The sequence below is a fragment of the Helicobacter typhlonius genome (genome assembly GCF_001460635.1).
Classification (GTDB): Bacteria; Campylobacterota; Campylobacteria; order Campylobacterales; family Helicobacteraceae; genus Helicobacter_C; species Helicobacter_C typhlonius.
Map to the genome: position 1 here is coordinate 1,870,808 of NZ_LN907858.1, position 22,687 is coordinate 1,893,494.

Consider the following 22,687-nt stretch of genomic DNA (forward strand, 5'->3'; position numbering starts at 1 on the left):
ATCAATCAAAGGCAAGTTGATTAAGCAAGTTTAAATCTTCCATTGCCTTGCCTGTGCCTTTTGCCACACATAGTAGTGGTTCCTCGCCCACATAGATTGGCAAACGCACAATATCAGAAAGATACTTATCAAGTCCCCTTATAAGCGCACCACCACCAGTTAGCACAATCCCATTTTCGACAATATCCCCCGCTAAATCTGGCGGCATAGATTCTAAAACTGACTTGAGAGCATTGCTAATCTCACGTAACTGGTCTTTCATCGCCTCACGTACATCCTCGCTTGTAAGTTCGATGGTATTAAGCAATCCACTCACTTGGTCGCGTCCGCGCACCTGCATAACAAGAGGCTTTTCCATAGGTGAAGCAGATCCTATCTCAATTTTAATCTCCTCTCCTGTGCGCTCACCAACAAGGAGGTTAAATTTCTTACGAACATAGTCCACTATTGCTACATCCAACTTATCTCCGGCGATCTTAATAGACTTGCTAATTACCAATCCACCCAAAGAGATAACGCCAATTTCTGTCGTGCCTCCGCCGATATCAATGACCAAATTGCCTCTAGATTCTTGAATCTGCAATCCTGCACCAATGGCTGCTGCCATAGGCTCCTCAATGAGAAATACCTCCCTAGCACCTGCGCTCATAGCAGATTCTTTCACTGCTTTTTTTTCTACACCTGTAAGTCCATAAGGCACACATACCATAATGCGCGGACGAATGAGTGATTTGCGCTGATGGGCTTTCTCAATAAAATAGCGAATCATCTTTTCTGTCATATCAAAATCTGCAATCACGCCATCTTTTAATGGGCGGATAGCCTGAATACCATCAGGCGTTTTTCCTAGCATATCTTTAGCTTCTTTTCCTACTGCTAAAATTCTGCCTGTATTAAATCTATCAGCCTGAACGGCTACCACAGAAGGCTCATTGATGATAATCCCCTCGCCCTTGACTAATACCAAAGTATTTGCTGTCCCTAAATCTATGGCAATATCTTTGGAAAAAGTCCCAATGATTCTATCCATTAGCATAAAAGCTCCTTAAATGCAGAATGACAAAAATAAATTTGCAAATTATACATTCTAATCCTTTGCTAAACCTTTGTTTTATGTTAAATTAAGCTCTTTTTTGTGTATTTTTTCTTTTTTTGACAAGAATCGGGCTTTGCTTTTGTGTAATGCACTCTTTTGTAATCGTAATATCATAACCCTCAAGTTCAGGCAAATCATACATTAAATCAATCATCACCTCTTCCATAATCGACCTAAGCCCCCTAGCACCTGTTTTTCGCGTAATGGCAAGCTCTGCAATAGCCTCAATTGCACCTTTTTCAAAATGCAAATGTGCTCTGTCAATTTCAAAAATCTTTTGATACTGCTTGATAAGCGCGTTTTTAGGTTCGGTGAGAATCTCAATCATCGCCTCTTTGCCAATGGGTGCCAATGTAGTAATCATATGCAATCGACCAATGAGTTCCGGAATAAGTCCATAAGCTATCAAATCATCAGGTTCAACAAACTCAAGCAACGCATTTGCCTCGCTTTTGCCTTTTTTCTCTCCGTGGAATCCGAGCACATTGCCGCCCAAACGCCTCTTAATAATATCGCTTAGTCCATCAAATGCCCCACCGCACACAAAGAGTATATTGCTTGTGTCAATTTGCACAAAATCTTGATTTGGGTGCTTTCTACCACCTTTTGGGGGGATATTTACCACACTTCCCTCAATAATTTTAAGCAATGCCTGCTGCACACCCTCGCCGGATACATCGCGAGTAATAGAGCGATTTTCAGAAAGGCGCGAGATTTTGTCAATTTCATCAATAAAAACTATACCTTTCTCTGCCTTTTTTACATCATCGTTTGCTGCTTGAAGGAGACGCGTTAAAATATTTTCTACATCCTCGCCCACATAGCCGGCTTCTGTGAGGCTTGTTGCGTCCGAAATAGCGATAGGAATATCCAAAAACCGCGCTAAAGTTTGCGCCATAAGTGTTTTGCCACTGCCTGTAGGACCAATAAGCAAAATATTGGATTTAGAAATCTCCACATCACGTAAAACCTCACTTATCTGCTCTTCATCCTTTATAATGCGCTTATAGTGATTATACACAGCCACTGAAAACACGCGTTTTGCAGCATCTTGCCCTATCACATATTCATCAAGTTTTGCTTTAAGTTCTTTGGGTGAGGGAGCTTTTATATCAAGATTCTCCTCCTCGACATCGCTTCGCGCCGAATAGTCTGTGAGTGCTTTATGTATATAAGTAACACAATTTCTACAAATATACACACCCGGTGCGCCGGATATAAAGGGATTGTAGGTGCTCTCCTCTACCTTACAAAAACTACATCTTTTCTCATTATTCATTACTTGCTCCTTTAAGAGGAATGCCGCGCGTGGAGGAAAGAATAAACTCACAAATATAGCGAATGCTGTCAATAGGGCTAGATTCAAGCTGGGCTTGGGCTAATTCCCTAATCGGTGCAGAATGTGAAAATAGAATCTTATACACGCGGCTTATTTCATCGATTTCCTCACGCGAAAAAAGCTTACGCATACGATGTTTATTTAGCCCTCTAATATAGGCTCGATTACCTTCTAGCAAACAATATGGTGGCGCATCTTGAGTAAGCACCGCTCCTCCGGCAATCATACAACCATCACCAATTTTGCAGAATTGATGAATAGGTGTCAAGCCACCGATATTTACAAAGTCTCCAAGTTCCACGTGTCCGGCAAGTGTAGCATTATTTGCCAAAATGCAATCATTCCCTATTATGCAGTCGTGTGCAATATGCACATATGCCATAAGCAGATTTCTATTACCTATGGTTGTTTTTCTCCTTCCTCCTGCTGTGCCCGGATTAAGTGTGGTAAATTCGCGGATAAGATTCTCATCACCGATAATAAGCTCCGTATCCTCTCCGGCATATTTTAAATCTTGGGGTGGCACACCCACAGCGGCATTGTTATAAACTTTGTTTCCCTTGCCCAAAGTCGTGTGCCCACTAATATGCACATAATTACCTATCACACAATCATCGCCAATGCGCACATTTTTACCAATAATACAAAATTCGCCAATGCGCACATTTTTACCAATATGCGCACCCTCTTTTATAATGCTTGTTTTACCTATCATAATAGCCCCCGATTTCTAAGAATCTTTTGCATCGGCAATCATCGCCTTTAGTTCTGCTTCGGATACAAGCTTATCATCAACGAATGCTTGCGCCCCAAGTTGCCATATGCTTCCTTTATGCTTAAGCACTTTCAATTCATACACCAGCCTATCACCCGGCATAACAGGAATGCGAAATTTGACATTATCAATAGTCATAAAATACACAATCTTGTTTTCTGCCTGTGCAGTATCATCGCCAAACATACTCACAAATGCTAACAAACCTCCAGCCTGTGCCATTCCCTCAATCTGCATAACGCCCGGATAAATGGGCTTATTTGGAAAATGCCCCAAAAACACCTCTTCGTTGATTGTTACATTTTTATATGCCTTGATATATCCATCTGGCTCACTATCATTTGTATTGCGCCTTAGCTCCATTACCCTATCGACAAGCAACATAGGATAACGATGAGGTAAAATTTGGCGAATCTTCTCCACATTCATAACAAAATCTTGCATATACACTCCTTATAGCAAATGTCGCATTCTACCAAAAATTTCTAATGTGTGATAATGCCAAAAACATTACTTTCTTGAAAATGTGCATTAATAAAAACTTTCATAGAATCTTCAATGCGGCTATCTAAAATAATGATAGGATTCAGACTATCTGCTCCGCACAACATTGTGCGCAACATCAACTCATCTTTATAAAGCGGGGGACAATACACCATATCTTGTGCACAATGATAAGATGTGCCAAGCAGAGCATTTATATCCTCAACACTTATAAACACACTATCATCGTGCCTTGCATAGCCTAGCCAAATACTCACGCTCTTATGTAGCACATTCTGCACATCTGCGCTACCTCCTACCTCACTCTTTGCAGATTCTAATCTTTCTCCCAATACATTAGCCTGAAGCAAAAAAGGTGCAATGTGTATTGATTGCTTTATGTAGGTAATATTTGAAGTTTTTACCATATTTTTACTGCGTGAATGGGTCAATACATAAGATCCTATGACCTCACTATTTTTTATACATAGGCTTCTTAGATTGCGCCAAATCATTTTAGGGTGTTTATAGAGTATGTATTCTACTCCCTCACATTCACATTTATCGCGCATTGCAAATACGAGCTGACGCTCCTCATTGCTATCGGGTGCTATCTGTCTGCCAATATTACTCATTAGCTCGAGTGGAAATTGATTCTGCTTTTCCCTTTGCTTGTTAAGCGCAAATTGACAACCACAATAAGTTTGTTTATAAAGTCTATCCTTATTTGCGAGCACACTTTGAGCCTGTGTGCCACCATTGCTACGCACATTAATTTTGACAAAATCCAATCCATAAGCACAGGCGATTTCATCACCCTCCGCATACAAAATCTCCTGCTCCTTAAGCGGACTAGCCAAAAGAGTGGAGGTGAAAGAATGGATAGACATTTTTTGTGCGACCTGTGCGCTTTTTTCTAATCGCATATCAAAGCACTTCACACATCGTTTGCCTTTTTCCGGCTCACATTCTAAGCCCCTTACATCATCAAACCATTTGTGAATCTCGTATTCTCCCTCTATTAAATCAACGCCCAGCATTTTGCAACTCCGCTCCACATCAAGCAGACGCAAATCATATTCTTCTTTGGGATGAATATTTGGGTTATAAAAATACCCTAACATTTTGCTATTAGGATAGATTTTTTGCAGCTCACTCAAAAAATAATGGCTATCCACCGAGCAGCAAATATGCACGAGCATATCATAGGGTGTAGGCTTACTCATCTTTCTTGTTTGCAAAATACCAAAATGACACGACACCTACAAATACAACTGCCGCCAAAAAAACAATGAGCAAAATATCTAAATTTATCATTGTATATGCTTCTCCTTTCTTATGATTTTACATTGTGCGTTTTTAGAATCCACCACTTGCATTTTGTTAAAGATTCTATTTTTTGATTTTCAACGATTTTTATAGAATCTAAAATTACTTTTAAATCTATCCGCCAATAAAAATATTGCAAGATTCTAATCCTCATTGCTAAATCCTTTTTGCACAAACACATCTTTTGTTTTCTTATGAGATTGTGCTTTGTTTTGTGAGTATTGAGTCTTTGAATCTATATGTAATGTTTCGCGTGAAACATTACTACTTATATTTTTGCCTTGCCGATTCTGTGTGGGTAATTGAGTATCGATAAAATTTTTAGAATCTTGCATAGATTCTGTATTTAAAAGTTTTTTGCGTAAAGCCTTTGGCTTTGGCACGATTATTCCATTCTCTTGCTTCACCTTTTCACGCAGTTGTCCGCACGCTGCACTAATATCAATACCCTTAGATTCTCGTATCGTGCAGAGCAATCCCCGCTCCACCAAAAAATCGGCAAATGCTTTGACCTTATCCATCTGCGGACGCTCAAATTCACTTCCCTCGTGTGGATTAAAAAGTATCAAATTCACTTTTGCCCTAATACCATTAAGCAAAGAAAGAAGTTTTTTTGCACTTTTTAAATCATCATTTACATCTTTTATCATCAAATATTCAAACATCACTCTTTTGCGCGTATCCACAGGAAACGTCCTCACTTCTTTAAGCACATCGGCAATGTTATAAGCCTTATTAATTGGCATAAGCTTCGAGCGCAATTCATCATCAACAGCGTGAAGAGAAATCGCGAGTTGCACCCCGAGATTCAAACTGCCTAATACTTTAATTTTAGGAGCGATACCGCTTGTAGAAATTGTCTGTCTTTTTGCCGAAATGCTTAATCCTTGAAGCTCACTTAAGATATTAATCGCCCTTGCTACATTTTCTAAATTATCAAGTGGCTCACCCATACCCATAAAAACAATATTGACTTTTTTGTGAGGTGCGATGTGATTATCCCTTTTCATCATCACAACCTGTTCGACTATTTCGGCAGCGGATAGATTCCGCACAAATCCACCTTTTGCGGTAAAACAAAATGCGCAACCCACCTTGCAACCAATTTGACTTGAAAGACACATTGTCCATTTTTCACTTTTTTCTATGCCGTCCTTGCTTTGCTTCTCTCGCATCTGTATCAACACAGATTCAAAACTATGTCCATCGTGTGTGTGGAAAAGATATTTTTTGCTCCCGTCCTTGCTCGTCTCTATACGCAAAGGCTCGATTTGTGATACCACAAAATGCGATTGCAGAAATTCCTGCATTGCCTTTGAAATATTATTCATTGAGGTAATATCATTTTCATATCGATGATAAAGCCAGTGATAAATTTGCTTTGCACGGAAAGAGGGAGAGAGCAAGGTAGAAAGTTCATCTAAAGTGTAGTTATAAAGACTTGGTAGTAATGTTGTGCCTTCTTGTAATTTTTTAGAATCTAAGATGTTCTTAGGCACATTTCTATGAGTATCCTTATTAGCATTTTCATTCTTTGTATTTTTGCGTGTATTTTGTTTAGTATCTGTAAGCTTGTTAGGCTTGTGTGGATTCACATTTTTTTGTATTTGTGTTTTCATATTTACACGTTTTTCATTCTCTATCATTTGACTCATTTCTATGGGCTAAGGCGTATGAAAGCTGCTGTATAAAATGAGATTCTGCCATAATCTTTTCTTTTACCATTTGATGATTAGACAAAAATTCATTATGTGCATTTTTATGGCAGTGATTACTCACGCAAAATACACCAGCGCAAGGCAAGTGAAAATATTGCGCCACTCTCATCACTGCAAAAAATTCCATATTCTCTAAAGCGATATTTGCATTAGCAAATCGTAAAGCCATAGCCTCATCAGTCGTAATGTAATTTGAGCTATTCACAATGACTTTTTTGTAGGTGGCAAGATTCTTATATGTTTCATATGAAACATATTTTTCGTTTAAAACTCCGCTTTGAATATGGTTGTCAAGCGGGGTATAGGCTTTATCCTCTAAGAAACCTAACTCTATTTGTGTCGCATTATCAGCAAGACAAATATCGCCGATACAAATATCTTTGCTATATGCTCCAGCACTTCCTACAAAAATTATAGAATCCACGCTCTCCCTTAAGCACACTTGAGTTAGTCCTATCGCGCTTTCACACAATCCAATGCCTATGGATTTTGCGAAAGAAAAGTACTCACCATTACCCGCGCATACTATCATTTTTACTCCACTCTATTTTTATCTTTTACCAGTAAAGACAAGCTAAATTTTATGGCTATTTATAACCTTGATATTTTCACTCACTCAAATTCTTACCGAAACACCTTTGTTTTGTAAGTATCTTTTCAAATCTTTGATGTCAATCTCTTTATAGTGAAACACACTCGCGGCTAATGCTGCATCAGCTCCATAATCAAAAACCGCAGCAAAATCTTCCATTTTGCCCGCTCCACCACTTGCGATAATTGGCACTTTCACAAAAGTAGCCAAAGATTCTATCATCATTTTATCATAGCCATTTTTTGTGCCATCAGTGTCCATACTTGTGAGGAGTATTTCTCCAGCCCCTCTATCGCAAGCCTCTTTTATCCACTCAATCATATCCTTGCCCGTATCCACTCGTCCGCCATTGATATAGATATGCCACACATTTGGGGCGAACATTTTTGCATCGACAGCCAAAATAATACATTGTGAGCCAAAACGTTTTGCACCTTCATCAATGAGATGAGGATTCTTAATCGCCGCACTATTGATACTCACTTTATCACAACCCGCATTGAGTAGAGCAGACATATCATCTATAGAGCTTATACCTCCGCCCACGCTAAAGGGTATAAACACTTCCTTTGCTATATTTTTGACAATATCTATCATCGTGCCGCGTTGCTCGTGGCTTGCGGTAATATCAAGCAACACGAGTTCGTCCGCACCCTCATCATTATAACGTCTAGCAATCTCCACAGGGTCCCCCGCGTCTTTTAAGCCAACAAAATTTACACCCTTTACCACACGCCCACCACGTACATCAAGGCAAGGGATAATCCTCTTTGCTAGGCTCATATATTCTCCTTTGGCTTTGTTTGGAATCTGTAGTTTTAGCATTGCTTTGAGATTCTATCTCTTAGGATTAAATTTATACTTTGGGCTTTAAAATACTTTTGTTTAAGATTCAAAACTTGTGTAAATTATAGATTTAAGTGCGTATCATAGCCAAATACTCTTTACAGAAACAAAATATTTGCATATTTTAGGTTATAATGCCGCATAGACTAAGGGTGGGTAGTGAAAAGTTATAAAGCAAAAAAACATTTTGGACAAAACTTCTTGCAAGATTCTCACTACCTCCATAAGATTATCCAATCCATTCCCACACTTCCTATCCAATGTGTAGAAATTGGGGTTGGCTTGGGTGATTTGACACAAGAGCTATTGAAAATAGAATCCTTGATAGCCTATGAAGTCGATTTAGACTTATGTTCTTTGCTTGATAAAAAATTTTCTAGTCATATTCAAAGTGGGCGATTGAAAATTATCTATGAAAATGTTTTAAATTTTCCACAGGAGCAGCAGTGGCTCTATGAAAATGAATACAAGGTTGTCTCTAATCTTCCTTATTATATTGCCACGCATATTATTTTGCGACTTTTGCGTGATGATTTTTGTCGTGCATTGCTTGTAATGACACAAAAGGAAGTAGCACAAAAATTTTGTGCTACAAGTGGAAAAAGCGATTTTTGTGCCCTAAGCGTTTTAACCCAAAGCTTTGGCGAGGCGCAACTACTTTTTGATGTGCCAAATACCGCTTTTTCTCCTGTGCCAAAGGTAACCTCATCTGTGTTTGTGATTCAAAAGCATTGTGCTAAGCCATTTAAAGGTTTCTCTTTGTATGATTTAGAATCTTTTTTAAAATGTGCTTTTATTGCACCACGCAAAACGCTCTTCAAAAATCTTAGTACGACTTTTGATAAATGTGTTTTGCAAGAGGCTTTAGAATCCGTGGGTATATCACTCAATGCACGAGCACACGAAGTAGAGACAAAAAGTTTTCACCACATTTTACAAATTCTTAAAAAAGGACATAGCAATGGAAGAAAAGAATGTAACAGAGCAACATAATAAGCCACAATCTTTTGGGGAAAGATTCAAAAAGAAATCCATAGAGAAACAAGCAAATGATATGACTGCCACAGGAGAATCTAGGGAATATCATAGAGAATCAAGCCACAATACAAGAGAAGGCAAAAAAGAATATTATCACAAGCCAAAATCACAGCACCCACAAGATAGACATCAACATAATGGTGAACAGAGACAAAAACCATTTGAAAAGCGCAAATGGCAGGGCAAAAATCCTATGGCGCAGAATCAAAACAAAGCACAAGCAGAGGAGAACATAAACGGCGTTAGTGAGGTGCGTGATGTCAATGAAAGTGGCAATCTTGGGCTACATAAAGATTTAAAAAAATGTGTAGAGGCAAATACAAGGATTCAAATGCAGAGCCTCAATCCCCACAATAAATTGAATCTCAACACAAAAGCAAGTGTGCGTATCACACCTCTTGGTGGGCTAGGCGAAATCGGCGGGAATATCACCGTTATCGAAACTCCAGATTCGGCAATCGTTATTGATGTAGGTATGAGCTTTCCAAATGAGGATATGCACGGCGTGGATATCCTCGTGCCGGATTTTAGCTATCTTTTTGCGATTAAGGATAAAATCGCAGGGGTAATTATCACTCACGCGCACGAAGACCACATTGGCGCGGTGCCTTATCTTTTCAAACTTTTGCAATTTCCAATCTATGGCACACCACTGCCACTGGGTATGATTGGCAGTAAATTTGACGAGCACGGGCTAAAAAAATTCCGCTCGTTCTTCAAAATCGTGCAAAAACGCAAGCCAATTAAAATTGGTGCATTTGAGGTTGAATGGATTAATATCACGCACTCTGTAATTGATGCTTCTGCCCTTGCTATACGCACAGAAGCAGGGGTAATTATCCATACTGGTGATTTTAAAATCGACCACACGCCTATTGACAATCTCCCCACTGACTTGCACCGCCTCGCACACTATGGGGAAGAGGGCGTGATGCTTTTACTTAGTGATTCTACAAACTCACATCGCAGCGGGACAACGCCTAGTGAAGCGAGTGTGGGACCAACTTTTGAATCTCTTTTTAAACAAGCAGAAGGGCGCGTGATAATGAGCACTTTTTCATCAAATATTCACCGCGTGTATCAGGCTATCCACTACGGGCTAAAGTATAATCGCAAAGTCGCTGTAATTGGACGCTCTATGGAAAAGAATCTCGAAATTGCGCGCGAGTTAGGCTATATTGACCTACCACAAAATATTTTTATAGAAGCCCACGAAGTCGCAAAATATCCTGACAATGAGGTGCTTATTGTTACCACAGGCTCACAAGGCGAGACGATGAGCGCACTCTATCGTATGGCAACAGACGAGCACCGCCATATCAAAATCAAACCTAGTGATATGGTGATTATTTCCGCTAAGGCAATTCCGGGCAACGAAGGCTCTGTATCTGTTGTGCTAAATTTTCTCCTCAAAGCTGGAGCAAAAGTCGCTTATCAAGACTTTAGCGAGATTCATGTAAGCGGACACGCTGCACAAGAAGAACAAAAGCTAATGCTACGACTCATTAAGCCAAAATTTTTCTTGCCCGTGCACGGAGAATACAACCACATCGCCAAACATAAACAAACGGCGATAGCTTGTGGGGTGCTTGAAAAAAATATCCTGCTTATGGAAGATGGCGACCAAATTGAAGTCAATCCAAACTATATAAAAAAGGTGCGCAGTGTCAAAAATGGCAAAACTTATATTGACAATCAAATCAATCGCCAGATTGAAAATGATGTTGTGCTTGATAGACAGGCTTTGGCTCAAGATGGCATTGTGATTATCTCCGCACGTATCAACAAAGAGCGCAAGATTCTAGAAACAAAGATTTCTAGCTATGGACTCGTGGCAGACAAAGAGGACAAAGGCTTTGAAAAAGAAATGAATGAGACGCTAGAATTTCTTGTAAAAAACTTTAAACAAGAGGGATTCAATGCAAAAAATCTCGAAAACGAAGTGCATAATCTCTTCAAGCGACATATTTTTAAGAAAGTCAAAAAATATCCAACAATCGTGCCAATGATTTACATCGTGTAGAAATCACCAAAGCGAGATAAAAATAACAAAGCAAAAAGCGAGGGATAAAATGGCAAAGCTAGATTACGCACTCATCGCGAAAGAAGTTCTTGAGATGGAATCTAACGCCCTACTTCAAGCAGCAAAAAAAATTCAAAGTGCAGAGCTTGAAAAAATCGTGGAGTTAGTTGCGGATTCTAAAGGAAAACTTGTTGTGTGTGGCGTAGGTAAGAGCGGACTTATCGGCGCAAAGATTTCTGCCACACTTTCAAGCACAGGCACACCAAGCATTTTTATGCACCCCACAGAGGCAATGCACGGCGATTTGGGGCTACTACAAAAAAATGATATTATCCTCGCTATTAGTTATAGTGGCAAGAGCGAGGAATTACTCAATATCCTCCCGCACATTAAACGTTTGGGGAATCCTATCATCACGATGAGTAAGGATAGAAATTCTCCGCTCTCGGCTATGGGCGATTACTTTTTAGATATTAGCATAGAGAAAGAAGCCTGCCCGCTTAATATCGCGCCTACAAGCTCCACTACGCTCACTCTCGCATTAGGTGATGCGTTGGCTGTGTGCCTTATGAAAAAGCGCGACTTTAAGGCAAATGATTTTGCTTCATTTCACCCCGGCGGTGCGCTTGGCAAGCAGCTTTTTGTAAAAATTAAAGATTTAATGCAAACAGAAAATCTCCCCCTTATTGCACCGGATATACCTTTGGCTCAAGCGATTATTGTAATGAGTGAAAAGAGACTAGGAAATGCTATCATCACGCAAGATAACGCACTTTGGGGGATTCTAAGTGATGGTGACTTACGCCGCGCAATGATGATGAACAATTTTGACTTAAATGCACCCGTAAGTGCCTATGCCACGCGCTCACCAAAAACTTGTGATAATCCACAAATCCTTGCCTTTGATGCGCTTAAAATGATGGAGGAAAACAAAATTCAGCTCTTAATCATCACAGATAAGCAAAATCATATACAAGGTGTTATACACTTACATACACTCATCGCTGCTGGGCTTAAATAAAATCTACCGAGCAAGGAGGATAAAGATGTTTGAAAAAATAGATGAAATTTTTAAAAATATCGAGGACATTCGCGATGATATTAATATTTTACTCAATATCGCTAAAATCTCGCTCATTGATTATATTATGATTAAACGTGGTTCGCAGGATATGCCCGAGCATCTTAGCTTTGACTTGCTTTCACAAATTGATGTGGAAGTTGAAAAGCTTAAAGCCCAAATTGACGCACTCAATAAACTCAAACGCGAGTTGCTTATTTTCTAAAATTGCGCTTTTTAAGTGCTTTTTTGAATCTTACGAAGTTCGCGCATTACCACAAAAATTCTAAGACTCATAAATAGAATCTTGCAAGTTTTAGAATCTATCATAGATTCTAAAACTTTTGTGCTGTGCGTAGGATTTGTATCAGCACCTCATCGCTTGCTAGCGCAAAACCTTGTGTGATATGTGAATCACTAAGAGATTCTATGGTTTTACTTGATTGTATCACGCCACTTTTACTTTTAAGATTCGTAGAGATAAGCTCATAAAACACACTTATTTGTGCCTTATATGTATTATTTTCCTCCACAATCTGTAAGGAGAGTAAAGAGAGTTTAAGTAGAGTTTGAAGCCTTTGTGTACCAAGTGGTGGCATAGAGACTTCAAAACATTGTTCCTTTGCCTTAAACACAAATGCTCTTTGTAACATATCTTGGGGTAGGGCTATCCATTTTTGTGCCTTAAGCACATCAATATGTTTAGAATTCAAAATGTAAATATTGTTGCTATGATAGGGTGGCATAGCGCGTATATCAAGCAGGGCGAGTTTTTTAGGTATCTTACACGAATAAGATTGTATCTGTGGCTGCAAATGCAAATACGATATATTATCAATGTTAGAAGCAATTTTCACATCAACACAACCCAGCATAATCCACGCGCAGAGGCATAAAAATATCCATTTCATTATTTATCCTTTTTAGAGTCTTTACTTTTGTCTTTGGATTCTTTGCCAAAAAAGCTATCATAGGGATTTTTATCGACTTTATCCAAAAATGCCGAAGCTTTAGTAAAAAACGCGCTCATATCCTGCAAACTACTTTGCAGCGCAAAAAGAGTGGGTGTTAGAATCTCACGGATATTATACTCACCATTTTGCATTTGTGTATCAAGTTGCTTTGCCACACTCTGCATAGAATCCATACTCGTTCGCAAATCTTTTAACAGCAAACTGATTTCGCCAATATTTCCCTCATCAAATACACTATTCACACTTTTAAGAAGTAAATCTACATTATCGCCTAGCTCCCCTGCTTTTGCTAAGATTTTATCAAGCTCACCTTTGTCAAACTCGAGTACCTTTTTGCCCTCGCTGTTTATTTGTAATATTTCTCCCTCATTTTGTATAATAGAGAGATAATTCGCCCCTGCTAATCCTTGTGAGCTTACGATGACTTTTGCATTTTCGCGAATAGGCAAAGAAGATTCTATAAGCATATCGACTTCGATAATGCCTGAAACAATATCTTTAAATTTCACATCACGCACGTGCCCCACACTAATACCCTTGTATCGAATAGGTGTGTTTGTGCCTACACCACTCACTTCATTAGAGCTATATGCGTAATACTGCGCGTATTTTTTAGAATCTACTTCAAAGCGATTGAGCCATAAAACAAAAACCACCATACAAATAAGCACAATAAAAAATATCGCTCCAATCCATACATATCGAACATTGCGTTCCATATTTTCTCCTTCAAATTATGCTTTTATATTATCAATTTTATTCAAAGCCTTGCAAGAAACGCGCTCCACGCTTACCATTAAAAATTTTTGCCTGTGTATGTCCTTGAGACATACTTGTATAAAGCTCTTGCAATGTGCCTTCAAATACAATATGCTTATCTTCAAGTAAAATCAATCTATCCACACTATCTTTTATAGAATCTAAATCGTGTGTTACCATTACAATCGTAATTTTTAACACTTCTTTGAGTTTAAGTATCAGCAAGTCAAAACGTTCCGAGCTTTGCAAATCTAACCCGCTTGTAGGTTCATCTAAAAATAAAATATCGGGATTAAGTGCCAAAGCTCTAGCTAAAGCTACGCGTTTTTTCATACCTCCGGAGAGTTCATAAGGGTATCTATAAGCTACATCTGCATTTAATCCTACCATATCAAGCCACATTTTTGAAATCTTTTCAATACTTGCTTTATCATAAGCACTTTTTTGAGTCAGCAAAAAACCCACATTATCAAGCACATTCATTGATGAAAAAAGCGCACCAAACTGAAACATTACACCGCAACGATCTAAAATCTTACCTCTTTTATCCTCTGCTAAGCTCCAAATATTTTCACCAAAAAATGTGATTAAACCGCTCGTTGGCTTCTCCAAAAAGAGCATATTTTTAAGTAATGTGCTTTTGCCACTCCCACTTCCACCTAATATGCCAAAGATTTCACCTTTTTTCACATCAAAACTAATCCCATTGTGAATAATCACATCGTTGTATTTTGTATAAAGATTCTCAACTTTTATGATACTCATATATTAAGCCTTGTCGTAATAACTGAAAAGATTGCATTGATGAGAATCACCCAAAAAAGCGCATTCACAACACTTTTTGTTGTTTCCAAACCCACAGATTCTGTATCACCCCTTACAGATAATCCACGAAAACACCCTACAAGCGCGATTGCCGCACCAAAAAATGGTGTTTTTATAAGCCCCACTAAAAAATGACTAATCCCCACATATTCATAGAATCTTTCTAAATATTGCACGAAGTTAATGCCTGTTTGCATCTTTACAGCAAACATTGCAGCAAGGAGACTTACCACATCAGCAACGAACACAAGCAAGGGCATTACAATCACAAGAGCTAATACACGAGGCAATACGAGATAATCATACAGACTAAGATTCATCGTTTTGAGCGCGTCATTCTCCTCTGTGAGATTCATAACACCAATTTGCGCACTAAAGCTAGAAGCACTGCGTCCAGCGATAACAATTGCCAAAACAAAAGGACCCATTTCACGCAAAGAAAGTTTTGCCACAATTTCCACACTCATTAGAGGCGCACCCATTTTTTCAAGCTGTAATACACCTTGCAAGGCAATCGCATAGCTCACAATAAAAGCCGTCAAAAGCGCGACAGGCAAGGCTTTAAATCCAGATTCATTAATATGATAAAAAACCGAGCCTACACGCAAACGCAAAGGATAACGAATAGAGAGTATAAAATACCACAGGCACATACCACAAAACTGCAAAAAATCAATAAAAATATTTACAAATGAGCTAATCTTTTTCCCTATGTGAGATAAAAAAGCTAAGGAAAAAAATGTTTTTGAATCTTCTTGCGTAGATTCTATTGTCTGCAAAAGTGAAGAAAACATATCATTAATATGCTCATTTGCACCATCTAATGTAAAATCTCTACCCTTTAAAAGCTCACATAAAAAAGCACAAAACACATAATCAACCACTTCAACTTGACTAAAATTAAGGACAATATGCATATTTGAACTATTGGAAGATAATGTTTGATTGAGGATCTTAGCAAAATTTTTTTGGGATTTTTTTGATAACCTCCAATCGCATCGCCCATAAAAAAATATATGAGATTCATTTATATTAGAACTTATCTTAAAATCCATTGAAAGCAGTCCTTTTAAAATATAAAATAAATTTTATATGCAAACAAAGCCAAAGAATTATAACAAAAGCTTGTAATATTGCACTCATAAAGCCCAAGTTTGCACACAATCTAGCCCAAAAATACCAAAATCTAAAAATTTTTAGATATAATTGCGTGAATTGTTGTGAATAGTCTCCATTGGCTATTCACATAATAAACAGCAAATTTAGAGAGGATTAGAGGCAGTTTATAATATTTTTTCACATTTTCACTGCACCTACTACCTCTACTAAAATCTATTTTATATTAAAGGATAAAAAAGATGAAAATCTCGCTTCCAAAAAACTTGCTTGAGACTATTCTTACAAATTGTCAAAATTTCCTTGACAAGAGAGATCGCTCACAAATCACATCACATATTTATTTTGAAGTCCAAGAAAATATTTTTATCCTTAAAGCTACTGATTATGAAATATATTTAGAATCTCACATCAATATTCCCTCAATAGAACAAGGTAATGCCACTGCAAATGGTAGACAAATGCTAGATAGTATCAAATATCTTAAAGACGGCGAGGTAACAATAGAAACAACAAACCAAGATTCTATACAAATTTCACAAGGCAAATCAAAGACAAAACTACCTATGTTTAATGCTGATGAATTCCCAAAATTTCCCGAGTATGACAAAAATAAAAAGCTTCAAATAGAATCCACGAAGTTTTTGAACTCAATCAAAAATATTAATCCAGCAGTTGATACAGCTAGTCCAAAATACGAGCTTAACGGCTCTCTACTTGATATTAAAGACTATGGATATAATTTTGTAGCCACAGACACAAGGAGACTAGCTATCATTGAGTATAAAAGTCAATCTGTAGATACACTCTCACTTATTATACCAAAGAAAGCAATTAATGAAATTTCAAAGCTTTTCATTGATAACTTTGAAATTTATCACAACAGCACACATTTAATCATCAAAAACGATGAATACACTTTTTATACAAAGCTCATCAATGGTAAGTATCCAGATTACGAAAAAATCATTCCTAAAGACTTTAAATATAAAATCGCGCTTCCTAAGGATAAAATCATTGATGCATTGCAATTTGTAAAATCCCTTGCAAACAATATCAAAATCACATTTAAACCAAATGAAATGCTTTTTGAATCTCTCAACGAAGAGAGTGGCGAGGCTTCCACACAGCTTGAGATTCAAACCGGTATTGAATTTTTGTGCTTAGGGATTAACTCCAAGTATATTTTAGATTTCCTCTCACAAATTGATGGCAATGAATTCACACTTTGCATTAATGAACCAAATACGCCATTTGTCGTTGTAAATGGTAATTTCTCAACCGTTATTATGCCTGTGATTCTCTAAATCACAGCTTCCCCTTTATAGAATCCACATTTGGAGCATTTGCTAATGGAAAAAAAAGAATATCAAGCAAGTAATATTAAAGTTTTAAAAGGTTTAGAGGCTGTTCGAAAACGTCCGGGTATGTATATCGGCGATACAAACATTGGTGGCTTACACCATATGATTTATGAGGTTGTGGATAACTCCATAGATGAAGCTATGGCTGGATATTGTAATAAAATTAGCATCACTCTCACTATGGAGGGAAGCGCAATTATTGAAGATAATGGACGTGGAATTCCTGTGGATATTCACCCCACAGAGAATTTGCCCGCTGCTACTTTAGTGCTTACTACACTTCACGCAGGTGGAAAATTTGACCAAGATACCTATAAAGTTTCTGGTGGTTTGCACGGTGTGGGTGTATCGGTAGTAAATGCTCTCTCAAATCGCCTCATTATGACAATCCACAAAAATGGCAATATTTATAGACAAGAATTTGCAAAAGGTATCCCACAAAGCGATTTGGAAATCATTGGAAAGAGCAAAGAACACGGCACGACAATAGAATTTTTCCCAGACGGGGAAGTAATGGAGGTGCTTGAGTTTGATAGCGAAGTTCTTATTCGTAGATTCAAAGAAATGGCATATCTTAATCACAATATTACGATTCATTTCAAAGACGAGCGCACACAATTTGAGGAGACTTATCATTTCGAAGGCGGCTTAAAGCAATTTATAGAGGATATTAATAAAAAGCCTTTCATCTCGCCAATCATTAGCTTTGAAGTGAGTGAGCAAGATTGTGAAGCAGAAATTGCCTTAGCGTATAATGAGGGTTATGACGAGAAACTTTTAAGCTTTGTGAATAATATCCGCACACCAGATGGTGGCACACACGAGGCGGGATTTAGAGCAGGGCTTAGCCGAGCAATTATGAATTACATTGAAGCGAATGCAAATGCAAGAGAGAAAGATTCTAAAGTCAATGGCGAGGATGTACGTGAAGGGCTCGTGGCGATTATCTCTACAAAGGTGATTGACCCGCAATTTGAGGGACAAACAAAAGGTAAGCTAGGAAGTTCTTTTGTAAAGCCAATTGTTCAAAAGCTCACTTATGAAAAACTCTCAAAATTCTTTGAAGAGAATCCAAATGAAGCAAAAGCTATTATGCAAAAGGCAATTATGGCGGCGCGCGGTAGGGAAGCTGCGAAAAAAGCGAGGGATTTAACGCGCAAGAAAGAGAGTTTTTCAGTTGGCACATTGCCGGGTAAGCTTGCTGATTGTCAAAGTAAAGACCCAAAAGAATCCGAAATCTATCTCGTTGAGGGCGATAGCGCGGGAGGAAGTGCGAAGCAAGGGCGTGATAGAGCATTTCAGGCAATTTTGCCTCTACGAGGGAAGATTCTTAATGTTGAAAAATCGCGCCTTGATAAGATTCTAAAATCTGATGAGATTAAAAATATGATTACTGCCTTTGGTTGTGGGATTGGCGATGAGTTTAATCTTGAGAATCTCCGCTATCATAAAATCATCATTATGACTGATGCTGATGTCGATGGTAGCCATATCCAAACACTTCTAATGACCTTTTTCTATCGCTATTTGAAGCCTCTTATTGAAAATGGACATATTTATATAGCCCAGCCCCCGCTTTATCGCTACAAGAGGGGCAAAAAAGAGATTTATCTCAAAGATGAACGCGCTTTGAGTGAATATCTTATCGAAAATGGTATTGAAAATTTTAGTTTCGAGGGTATTGGGAATAAGGAACTTTTGGAGATTCTCAAATTTATTTCACATTATCGTATGCTTTTAAAAGAGCTTGAAAAACATTATCCTATGGTGGAAGTGGTGCGCTTTTTTGTCGAAAACAAGAAGCTTGATAGTCTCTCTTTAAATGATTTGAGTAAAGAGATTGAATCTTTTTTACAAAGCAGGGAATGCAATATCCTCAATAAAGTAAGTAGTGATGAGCAGATTACACTTTATGTGCAAACCAAAGTTGGACTCGTGGAGCTTAGCATAAATGATAAGCTTTTTGATAATAATTTTTTCAAGGAAGCGCGTGCGGTTTATGGAAAAATCGCAGATAGGAATCTTGCATTTTTAGAGGGTGAAGATGTAATTGCATTCTTAGAAAAAATCGAAGAGAGCGCGAAAAAAGACGCGTATATTCAGCGATATAAAGGTTTAGGAGAGATGAATCCAGACCAGCTATGGGAAACAACGATGATGCCTTCAAATCGCACATTTTTGCGTGTGAAAATCGATGATGATAATGTAACCGATGAAATTTTTACACTCTTTATGGGAGATGAGGTAGAGCCGCGGCGCGCATATATACAAGACCACGCTAAAGATGTAAAACATCTTGATGTATAAAAGAATCTACTAAGAGGAAATGTGTATATCTTAGGTATTGACCCGGGCAGTAGAAATTGTGGCTATGCAATTATTGATTTTAGTCATACAAAGACTTTGAAACTCGTTGAGGCGGGATTTATCAAAATTAAAGAGCGCGAGTTACAAGCTCAAATCATTGAATTTGTCGAGGGCATCGACTTGGTATTGAAGCAGTATCATATTGATGAGGTGGCAATTGAAGATATGTTTTTTGCCTATAATCCTAAGAGTGTAATCAAACTCGCGCAATTCCGCGGGGCGTTGAGCCTTAAAATTTTACAAGAAATCGGGCATTTTGCTGAATACACGCCCTTACAGGTTAAAAAGGCTATCACAGGCAATGGTAAAGCAGATAAGGCACAAGTGGCTTTTATGGTAAAACATATTTTAGGTATAAAAGGCGAGATAAAGCCACTTGACATCACAGATGCCATTGCCATAGCAATTACACATTCCCAAAGAATACAGCCCTAAGGCGAAAAATGCAAAAAATCTTGCCTCATTTTTTTGACTTGCAACATAATATCAGCTACACCCTAAATGAAAATACCTTATCTCACAGCGGCAAAAAGCCAAAAAGCACAAATATTCTTTGTCCGCCTTTATCTTATTTCACATATTTTCAAGCAGAAATAGATGTGCAGGATTTGCAAAATGAGCATATTTCTTCATTTCTATTTTCGCTTGCTTACAAAGATTCTGTTTTATCTGCTCCGGCATATGCTTATGAGCTTTATTTCACTCATCGCGCACATCTTTTTGATGAGCAAAAGTGCGTATGTGAGTGCTTTTTTTATCATAAGCTAGAATGCACAAATGACTTTGCACTGCCAAAATCACCTATTATCACTTGTGATATATTCCTACCTTGTGCGCTTAAGGCATTTGATACAAATGCGGATTGTCTTGTATTTATAGAATCTTATCTCTGCTATTTTGAAAATAATGTGCCTAAAGAGGTATTATCTTGCAAACAGCACCTACGAACTTTTGCTATGCTCCTGCAAGATTCACAAAAACAAAGCCAAGAGGTTGCATTAAAAGAGCAACTAAAGGAATGGCATAGCCACATCAGCGCACATATTATATATTTGCAAGAAGCCTATAAAAAGTATTTTACACAGATATATTATTTTTTGCCGGAGGATAAAGATACTCTTACATCTTTAGCACATTTTTCACATAGCGCAGATTCAGTAGATTTTGCAGAATCTGCGGAGTCAGATTCTCATAATTCTTTGCTTATTAGCACACCTTTTACACAGACTCAAGCACTTTTTATCGCGCCATTAAGTGATATATGTGCCTTGAAAAAAGATTTAAGTCTGCAAGATTTTAGGGCAATGTTAGCTTTGCATTACGCCTTATTAGCTCCGCAGGAATCTTTAGCAAACTTCGCCCCAAAGTCAAATCCACGCAAGAGATTATATTACGCGCTTATGTGTGTATCAATTATGTTTTTATGCGTTTTACCTCTATGTCTTAAAATATATACTTATTATCTAGAGCACGACATTGCAGAGTTACAGGCTAAAAGTGAGGCACTTTTCACGCACCAAGATTCACAATCAAACCAACTTGCGTATGACACATTTGTATCTCTCACGCAGAGACAAAATGAACTTATTACAAACTTACAAGACTTGAGTCTATGGCAGCAGAGCTACAATAAGCGCTATGTTTTTATGCAAGATATATTCAACACTCGCTTTGAGGGTATAGCGTATGATGATGTGAGCTTTTATTTTAGTCCGAGTGTATTTGTCGCCTCACTCAAAGTCAGTGCACAGAATAATATTGATATTTCTACATTTCTAGCATATCTCAATGTCGGCACACAAAAGGCTTTTTTGCAAGATTCTAAAAATATGCAGAATGTGAAAGATTCTCTAAATAGGGATTCTACAAATCACATAAACCAAACGCATAATATAGAATCTTTCCACGCACATATTATCGTGGTGCATTATGCGATTTAAGCCACATTTAGCGTATTTAGCGCAGATTCAAAAGCATTTATATCATTTTCTTTCCACTAAAACTACACGCGAAAAATATCTTTTATTCACTGCCACGAGCTTATGTGTGATATTTATAATGCTTGATTTTGTGTATATGCCGCTATTTGAGCGACTTAGCACATTGAGGCAGCTACATTCTCACACGCAAAATGAATACAATCTCTCTCTAGATTCTGTGTATAGCGCGAAAAATGAACATTTAGAGCAAATGTACTCTTTGCACTCTAGCCTTGAATACACAAAAGAAAACCTTGCACTTTTGCAAGAATATTTTGATAATCAAGAGCCCCTGCTTAACCCCTACACTTTTATGCCCCCACTCATTGAGTTTGCCAAAACTTCTCATCTCACACTTTTTGCATTCACACCAAATCCCGCACTTAATGCTCTTAGTGTGGAGGGAATGGGGCATTTTGATGATATTGTTGCATTGCTTGCTTTTATAGAATCTCATCGCTTTTTTAGTATTGATTATATGCATTTTACATCTAGCCGTGAGGAATCTATATATTTTAGTCTGCAAATTATTGATTATCGTTTGCAAAAACAAATAAGCGAAGATTCACAACCTAAGCAAAATATCAAGGAGGTGCGCAAATGAGAGCAAAAGTAATATTTTTATTGCTGTTTTGCTTTAATGTTTGTGTGGCACAGGAAAAGGCACAGATTCGACATTATCTCACACTTTTAGATAATTTTTCTAAAGCCCAAAGCCTCGATAATCTCGCGCATTTGCAGAATCCTTTTTTGCATAATGTGGCTAAAAATCCATTGAAACTTCAGGCTATTGTTAATGGCAAAGCCCTTATCAATGGCGAGTGGTTGGAAAAAGGCACGATGATACAAGGATATAGAATCCTTGAGATTTATCCCCAATATGTTGAGATACAAAAGGGTAAGATTATTCAGCATATTGTGGTTGGTAAAGATATAAATGAATGATTGAAGAACAGGGCAAAATCCCGCAAGATGCGCGTAAAAATGCAAAATAAAACACAAAA

Annotated in this window: 22 protein-coding genes and 1 pseudogene; 10 read left to right on the plus strand and 13 right to left on the minus strand. The window is 37.9% G+C overall.

Going from position 1 to position 22,687, the window contains the following annotated elements; all coding sequences use genetic code 11:
• Window position 1: 1 nt before the first annotated feature.
• From BN2458_RS09305 to hisF, 9 genes and pseudogenes are all read right to left on the minus strand, one after another.
• Window positions 2-1,036 (minus strand): rod shape-determining protein, encoded by a 1,035-nt coding sequence (locus tag BN2458_RS09305; RefSeq protein ID WP_034327857.1) that lies wholly within the window; start codon window positions 1,034-1,036, stop codon window positions 2-4.
• Between the two features lie 85 nt (window positions 1,037-1,121).
• Complete coding sequence (gene clpX / locus BN2458_RS09310; RefSeq protein ID WP_034327859.1) at window positions 1,122-2,375, minus strand: ATP-dependent protease ATP-binding subunit ClpX; 1,254 nt, start codon at window positions 2,373-2,375, stop codon at window positions 1,122-1,124.
• On the minus strand, window positions 2,368-3,150 hold the full coding sequence (gene lpxA / locus BN2458_RS09315; RefSeq protein WP_034327861.1) for an acyl-ACP--UDP-N-acetylglucosamine O-acyltransferase: 783 nt from the start codon (window positions 3,148-3,150) through the stop codon (window positions 2,368-2,370). Before lpxA ends, clpX begins: the two co-directional genes overlap by 8 nt.
• 15 nt (window positions 3,151-3,165) lie before the next feature.
• Window positions 3,166-3,654, minus strand: coding sequence for a 3-hydroxyacyl-ACP dehydratase FabZ (fabZ, locus tag BN2458_RS09320; RefSeq protein ID WP_034327863.1), 489 nt, complete (start codon window positions 3,652-3,654; stop codon window positions 3,166-3,168).
• Window positions 3,655-3,695: 41 nt separating this feature from the next.
• Complete coding sequence (locus tag BN2458_RS09325) at window positions 3,696-4,919, minus strand: epoxyqueuosine reductase QueH (RefSeq protein WP_231944789.1); 1,224 nt, start codon at window positions 4,917-4,919, stop codon at window positions 3,696-3,698.
• A 110-nt stretch (window positions 4,920-5,029) separates the two neighbouring features.
• Window positions 5,030-5,176 (minus strand): hypothetical protein, encoded by a 147-nt coding sequence (locus BN2458_RS10040; RefSeq protein WP_156407292.1) that lies wholly within the window; start codon window positions 5,174-5,176, stop codon window positions 5,030-5,032.
• A 238-nt stretch (window positions 5,177-5,414) separates the two neighbouring features.
• Window positions 5,415-6,641: pseudogene (gene rlmN, locus BN2458_RS09330) on the minus strand (23S rRNA (adenine(2503)-C(2))-methyltransferase RlmN); the annotation flags it as partial.
• A 13-nt stretch (window positions 6,642-6,654) separates the two neighbouring features.
• The gene (locus BN2458_RS09335) at window positions 6,655-7,272 is read right to left on the minus strand and encodes a 5'-methylthioadenosine/S-adenosylhomocysteine nucleosidase family protein (protein WP_034327866.1); all 618 of its coding nucleotides are present in this window, start codon (window positions 7,270-7,272) and stop codon (window positions 6,655-6,657) included.
• Between the two features lie 84 nt (window positions 7,273-7,356).
• Entirely contained in the window at window positions 7,357-8,115 is a 759-nt protein-coding gene (hisF, locus tag BN2458_RS09340) for an imidazole glycerol phosphate synthase subunit HisF (RefSeq protein WP_034327868.1), read from the minus strand.
• Between the two features lie 222 nt (window positions 8,116-8,337).
• Between hisF and rsmA the strand changes: the two genes are divergently transcribed.
• From rsmA to BN2458_RS09360, 4 genes are read left to right on the plus strand one after another with little or no spacing between them, the layout of a single operon-like run.
• Window positions 8,338-9,171 carry a 16S rRNA (adenine(1518)-N(6)/adenine(1519)-N(6))-dimethyltransferase RsmA gene (gene rsmA, locus BN2458_RS10045; RefSeq protein ID WP_034327869.1) on the plus strand — a complete coding sequence of 278 codons (834 nt, stop codon included), beginning with the start codon at window positions 8,338-8,340 and terminating at the stop codon, window positions 9,169-9,171.
• Window positions 9,140-11,239: a ribonuclease J gene (locus BN2458_RS09350; protein WP_034327871.1), complete on the plus strand. Its 2,100-nt coding sequence runs from the start codon at window positions 9,140-9,142 to the stop codon at window positions 11,237-11,239. Before rsmA ends, BN2458_RS09350 begins: the two co-directional genes overlap by 32 nt.
• A 49-nt stretch (window positions 11,240-11,288) precedes the next feature.
• Entirely contained in the window at window positions 11,289-12,260 is a 972-nt protein-coding gene (locus BN2458_RS09355) for a KpsF/GutQ family sugar-phosphate isomerase (RefSeq protein WP_034327872.1), read from the plus strand.
• A 25-nt stretch (window positions 12,261-12,285) separates the two neighbouring features.
• A complete protein-coding gene (locus BN2458_RS09360) occupies window positions 12,286-12,525 on the plus strand; it encodes a DUF2443 family protein (RefSeq protein ID WP_034327874.1) in 240 nt (79 codons plus the stop codon).
• Window positions 12,526-12,634: 109 nt separating this feature from the next.
• Here BN2458_RS09360 and BN2458_RS09365 read toward each other — a convergent pair whose 3' ends face one another.
• From BN2458_RS09365 to BN2458_RS09380, 4 genes are read right to left on the minus strand one after another with little or no spacing between them, the layout of a single operon-like run.
• A complete protein-coding gene (locus tag BN2458_RS09365; RefSeq protein WP_034327876.1) occupies window positions 12,635-13,210 on the minus strand; it encodes a hypothetical protein in 576 nt (191 codons plus the stop codon).
• Window positions 13,210-13,992, minus strand: a complete 783-nt coding sequence (locus BN2458_RS09370; RefSeq protein ID WP_034343527.1) for an MlaD family protein — start codon at window positions 13,990-13,992, stop codon at window positions 13,210-13,212. Before BN2458_RS09370 ends, BN2458_RS09365 begins: the two co-directional genes overlap by 1 nt.
• A 37-nt stretch (window positions 13,993-14,029) precedes the next feature.
• On the minus strand, window positions 14,030-14,797 hold the full coding sequence (locus BN2458_RS09375; protein ID WP_034343528.1) for an ABC transporter ATP-binding protein: 768 nt from the start codon (window positions 14,795-14,797) through the stop codon (window positions 14,030-14,032).
• Window positions 14,794-15,774 carry an MlaE family ABC transporter permease gene (locus tag BN2458_RS09380; protein ID WP_231944790.1) on the minus strand — a complete coding sequence of 327 codons (981 nt, stop codon included), beginning with the start codon at window positions 15,772-15,774 and terminating at the stop codon, window positions 14,794-14,796. The genes BN2458_RS09375 and BN2458_RS09380 overlap by 4 nt, the downstream gene beginning before the upstream one ends.
• Window positions 15,775-16,215: 441 nt before the next feature.
• Here BN2458_RS09380 and dnaN point away from each other — a divergent pair, with 441 nt between their 5' ends.
• From dnaN to BN2458_RS09410, 6 genes are read left to right on the plus strand one after another with little or no spacing between them, the layout of a single operon-like run.
• Entirely contained in the window at window positions 16,216-17,280 is a 1,065-nt protein-coding gene (dnaN, locus tag BN2458_RS09385) for a DNA polymerase III subunit beta (protein WP_034328312.1), read from the plus strand.
• 45 nt (window positions 17,281-17,325) lie between these two features.
• The gene (gene gyrB / locus BN2458_RS09390) at window positions 17,326-19,644 is read left to right on the plus strand and encodes a DNA topoisomerase (ATP-hydrolyzing) subunit B (protein ID WP_034328314.1); all 2,319 of its coding nucleotides are present in this window, start codon (window positions 17,326-17,328) and stop codon (window positions 19,642-19,644) included.
• Between the two features lie 21 nt (window positions 19,645-19,665).
• A complete protein-coding gene (ruvC, locus tag BN2458_RS09395) occupies window positions 19,666-20,139 on the plus strand; it encodes a crossover junction endodeoxyribonuclease RuvC (protein ID WP_034328316.1) in 474 nt (157 codons plus the stop codon).
• Window positions 20,140-20,147: 8 nt separating this feature from the next.
• Entirely contained in the window at window positions 20,148-21,644 is a 1,497-nt protein-coding gene (locus tag BN2458_RS09400) for a hypothetical protein (protein WP_034328318.1), read from the plus strand.
• Complete coding sequence (locus BN2458_RS09405; RefSeq protein ID WP_034328319.1) at window positions 21,634-22,287, plus strand: hypothetical protein; 654 nt, start codon at window positions 21,634-21,636, stop codon at window positions 22,285-22,287. Before BN2458_RS09400 ends, BN2458_RS09405 begins: the two co-directional genes overlap by 11 nt.
• Window positions 22,284-22,628: a hypothetical protein gene (locus tag BN2458_RS09410; protein WP_052082188.1), complete on the plus strand. Its 345-nt coding sequence runs from the start codon at window positions 22,284-22,286 to the stop codon at window positions 22,626-22,628. Before BN2458_RS09405 ends, BN2458_RS09410 begins: the two co-directional genes overlap by 4 nt.
• The last annotated feature ends 59 nt before the right edge of the window (window positions 22,629-22,687 follow it).

Bases quoted from the DNA above. Each gene is read 5' to 3' on its own strand.
- BN2458_RS09305 (WP_034327857.1), bottom strand. From the start codon at position 1,036: ATGCTAATGGATAGAATCATTGGGACTTTTTCCAAAGATATTGCCATA.
- clpX (WP_034327859.1), bottom strand. From the start codon at position 2,375: ATGAATAATGAGAAAAGATGTAGTTTTTGTAAGGTAGAGGAGAGCACC.
- lpxA (WP_034327861.1), bottom strand. From the start codon at position 3,150: ATGATAGGTAAAACAAGCATTATAAAAGAGGGTGCGCATATTGGTAAA.
- fabZ (WP_034327863.1), bottom strand. From the start codon at position 3,654: ATGCAAGATTTTGTTATGAATGTGGAGAAGATTCGCCAAATTTTACCT.
- BN2458_RS09325 (WP_231944789.1), bottom strand. From the start codon at position 4,919: ATGAGTAAGCCTACACCCTATGATATGCTCGTGCATATTTGCTGCTCG.
- BN2458_RS10040 (WP_156407292.1), bottom strand. From the start codon at position 5,176: ATGAGGATTAGAATCTTGCAATATTTTTATTGGCGGATAGATTTAAAA.
- BN2458_RS09335 (WP_034327866.1), bottom strand. From the start codon at position 7,272: ATGATAGTATGCGCGGGTAATGGTGAGTACTTTTCTTTCGCAAAATCC.
- hisF (WP_034327868.1), bottom strand. From the start codon at position 8,115: ATGAGCCTAGCAAAGAGGATTATCCCTTGCCTTGATGTACGTGGTGGG.
- BN2458_RS09350 (WP_034327871.1), top strand. From the start codon at position 9,140: ATGGAAGAAAAGAATGTAACAGAGCAACATAATAAGCCACAATCTTTT.
- BN2458_RS09355 (WP_034327872.1), top strand. From the start codon at position 11,289: ATGGCAAAGCTAGATTACGCACTCATCGCGAAAGAAGTTCTTGAGATG.
- BN2458_RS09360 (WP_034327874.1), top strand. From the start codon at position 12,286: ATGTTTGAAAAAATAGATGAAATTTTTAAAAATATCGAGGACATTCGC.
- BN2458_RS09365 (WP_034327876.1), bottom strand. From the start codon at position 13,210: ATGAAATGGATATTTTTATGCCTCTGCGCGTGGATTATGCTGGGTTGT.
- BN2458_RS09370 (WP_034343527.1), bottom strand. From the start codon at position 13,992: ATGGAACGCAATGTTCGATATGTATGGATTGGAGCGATATTTTTTATT.
- BN2458_RS09375 (WP_034343528.1), bottom strand. From the start codon at position 14,797: ATGAGTATCATAAAAGTTGAGAATCTTTATACAAAATACAACGATGTG.
- BN2458_RS09380 (WP_231944790.1), bottom strand. From the start codon at position 15,774: ATGCATATTGTCCTTAATTTTAGTCAAGTTGAAGTGGTTGATTATGTG.
- dnaN (WP_034328312.1), top strand. From the start codon at position 16,216: ATGAAAATCTCGCTTCCAAAAAACTTGCTTGAGACTATTCTTACAAAT.
- gyrB (WP_034328314.1), top strand. From the start codon at position 17,326: ATGGAAAAAAAAGAATATCAAGCAAGTAATATTAAAGTTTTAAAAGGT.
- BN2458_RS09400 (WP_034328318.1), top strand. From the start codon at position 20,148: ATGCAAAAAATCTTGCCTCATTTTTTTGACTTGCAACATAATATCAGC.
- BN2458_RS09405 (WP_034328319.1), top strand. From the start codon at position 21,634: ATGCGATTTAAGCCACATTTAGCGTATTTAGCGCAGATTCAAAAGCAT.
- BN2458_RS09410 (WP_052082188.1), top strand. From the start codon at position 22,284: ATGAGAGCAAAAGTAATATTTTTATTGCTGTTTTGCTTTAATGTTTGT.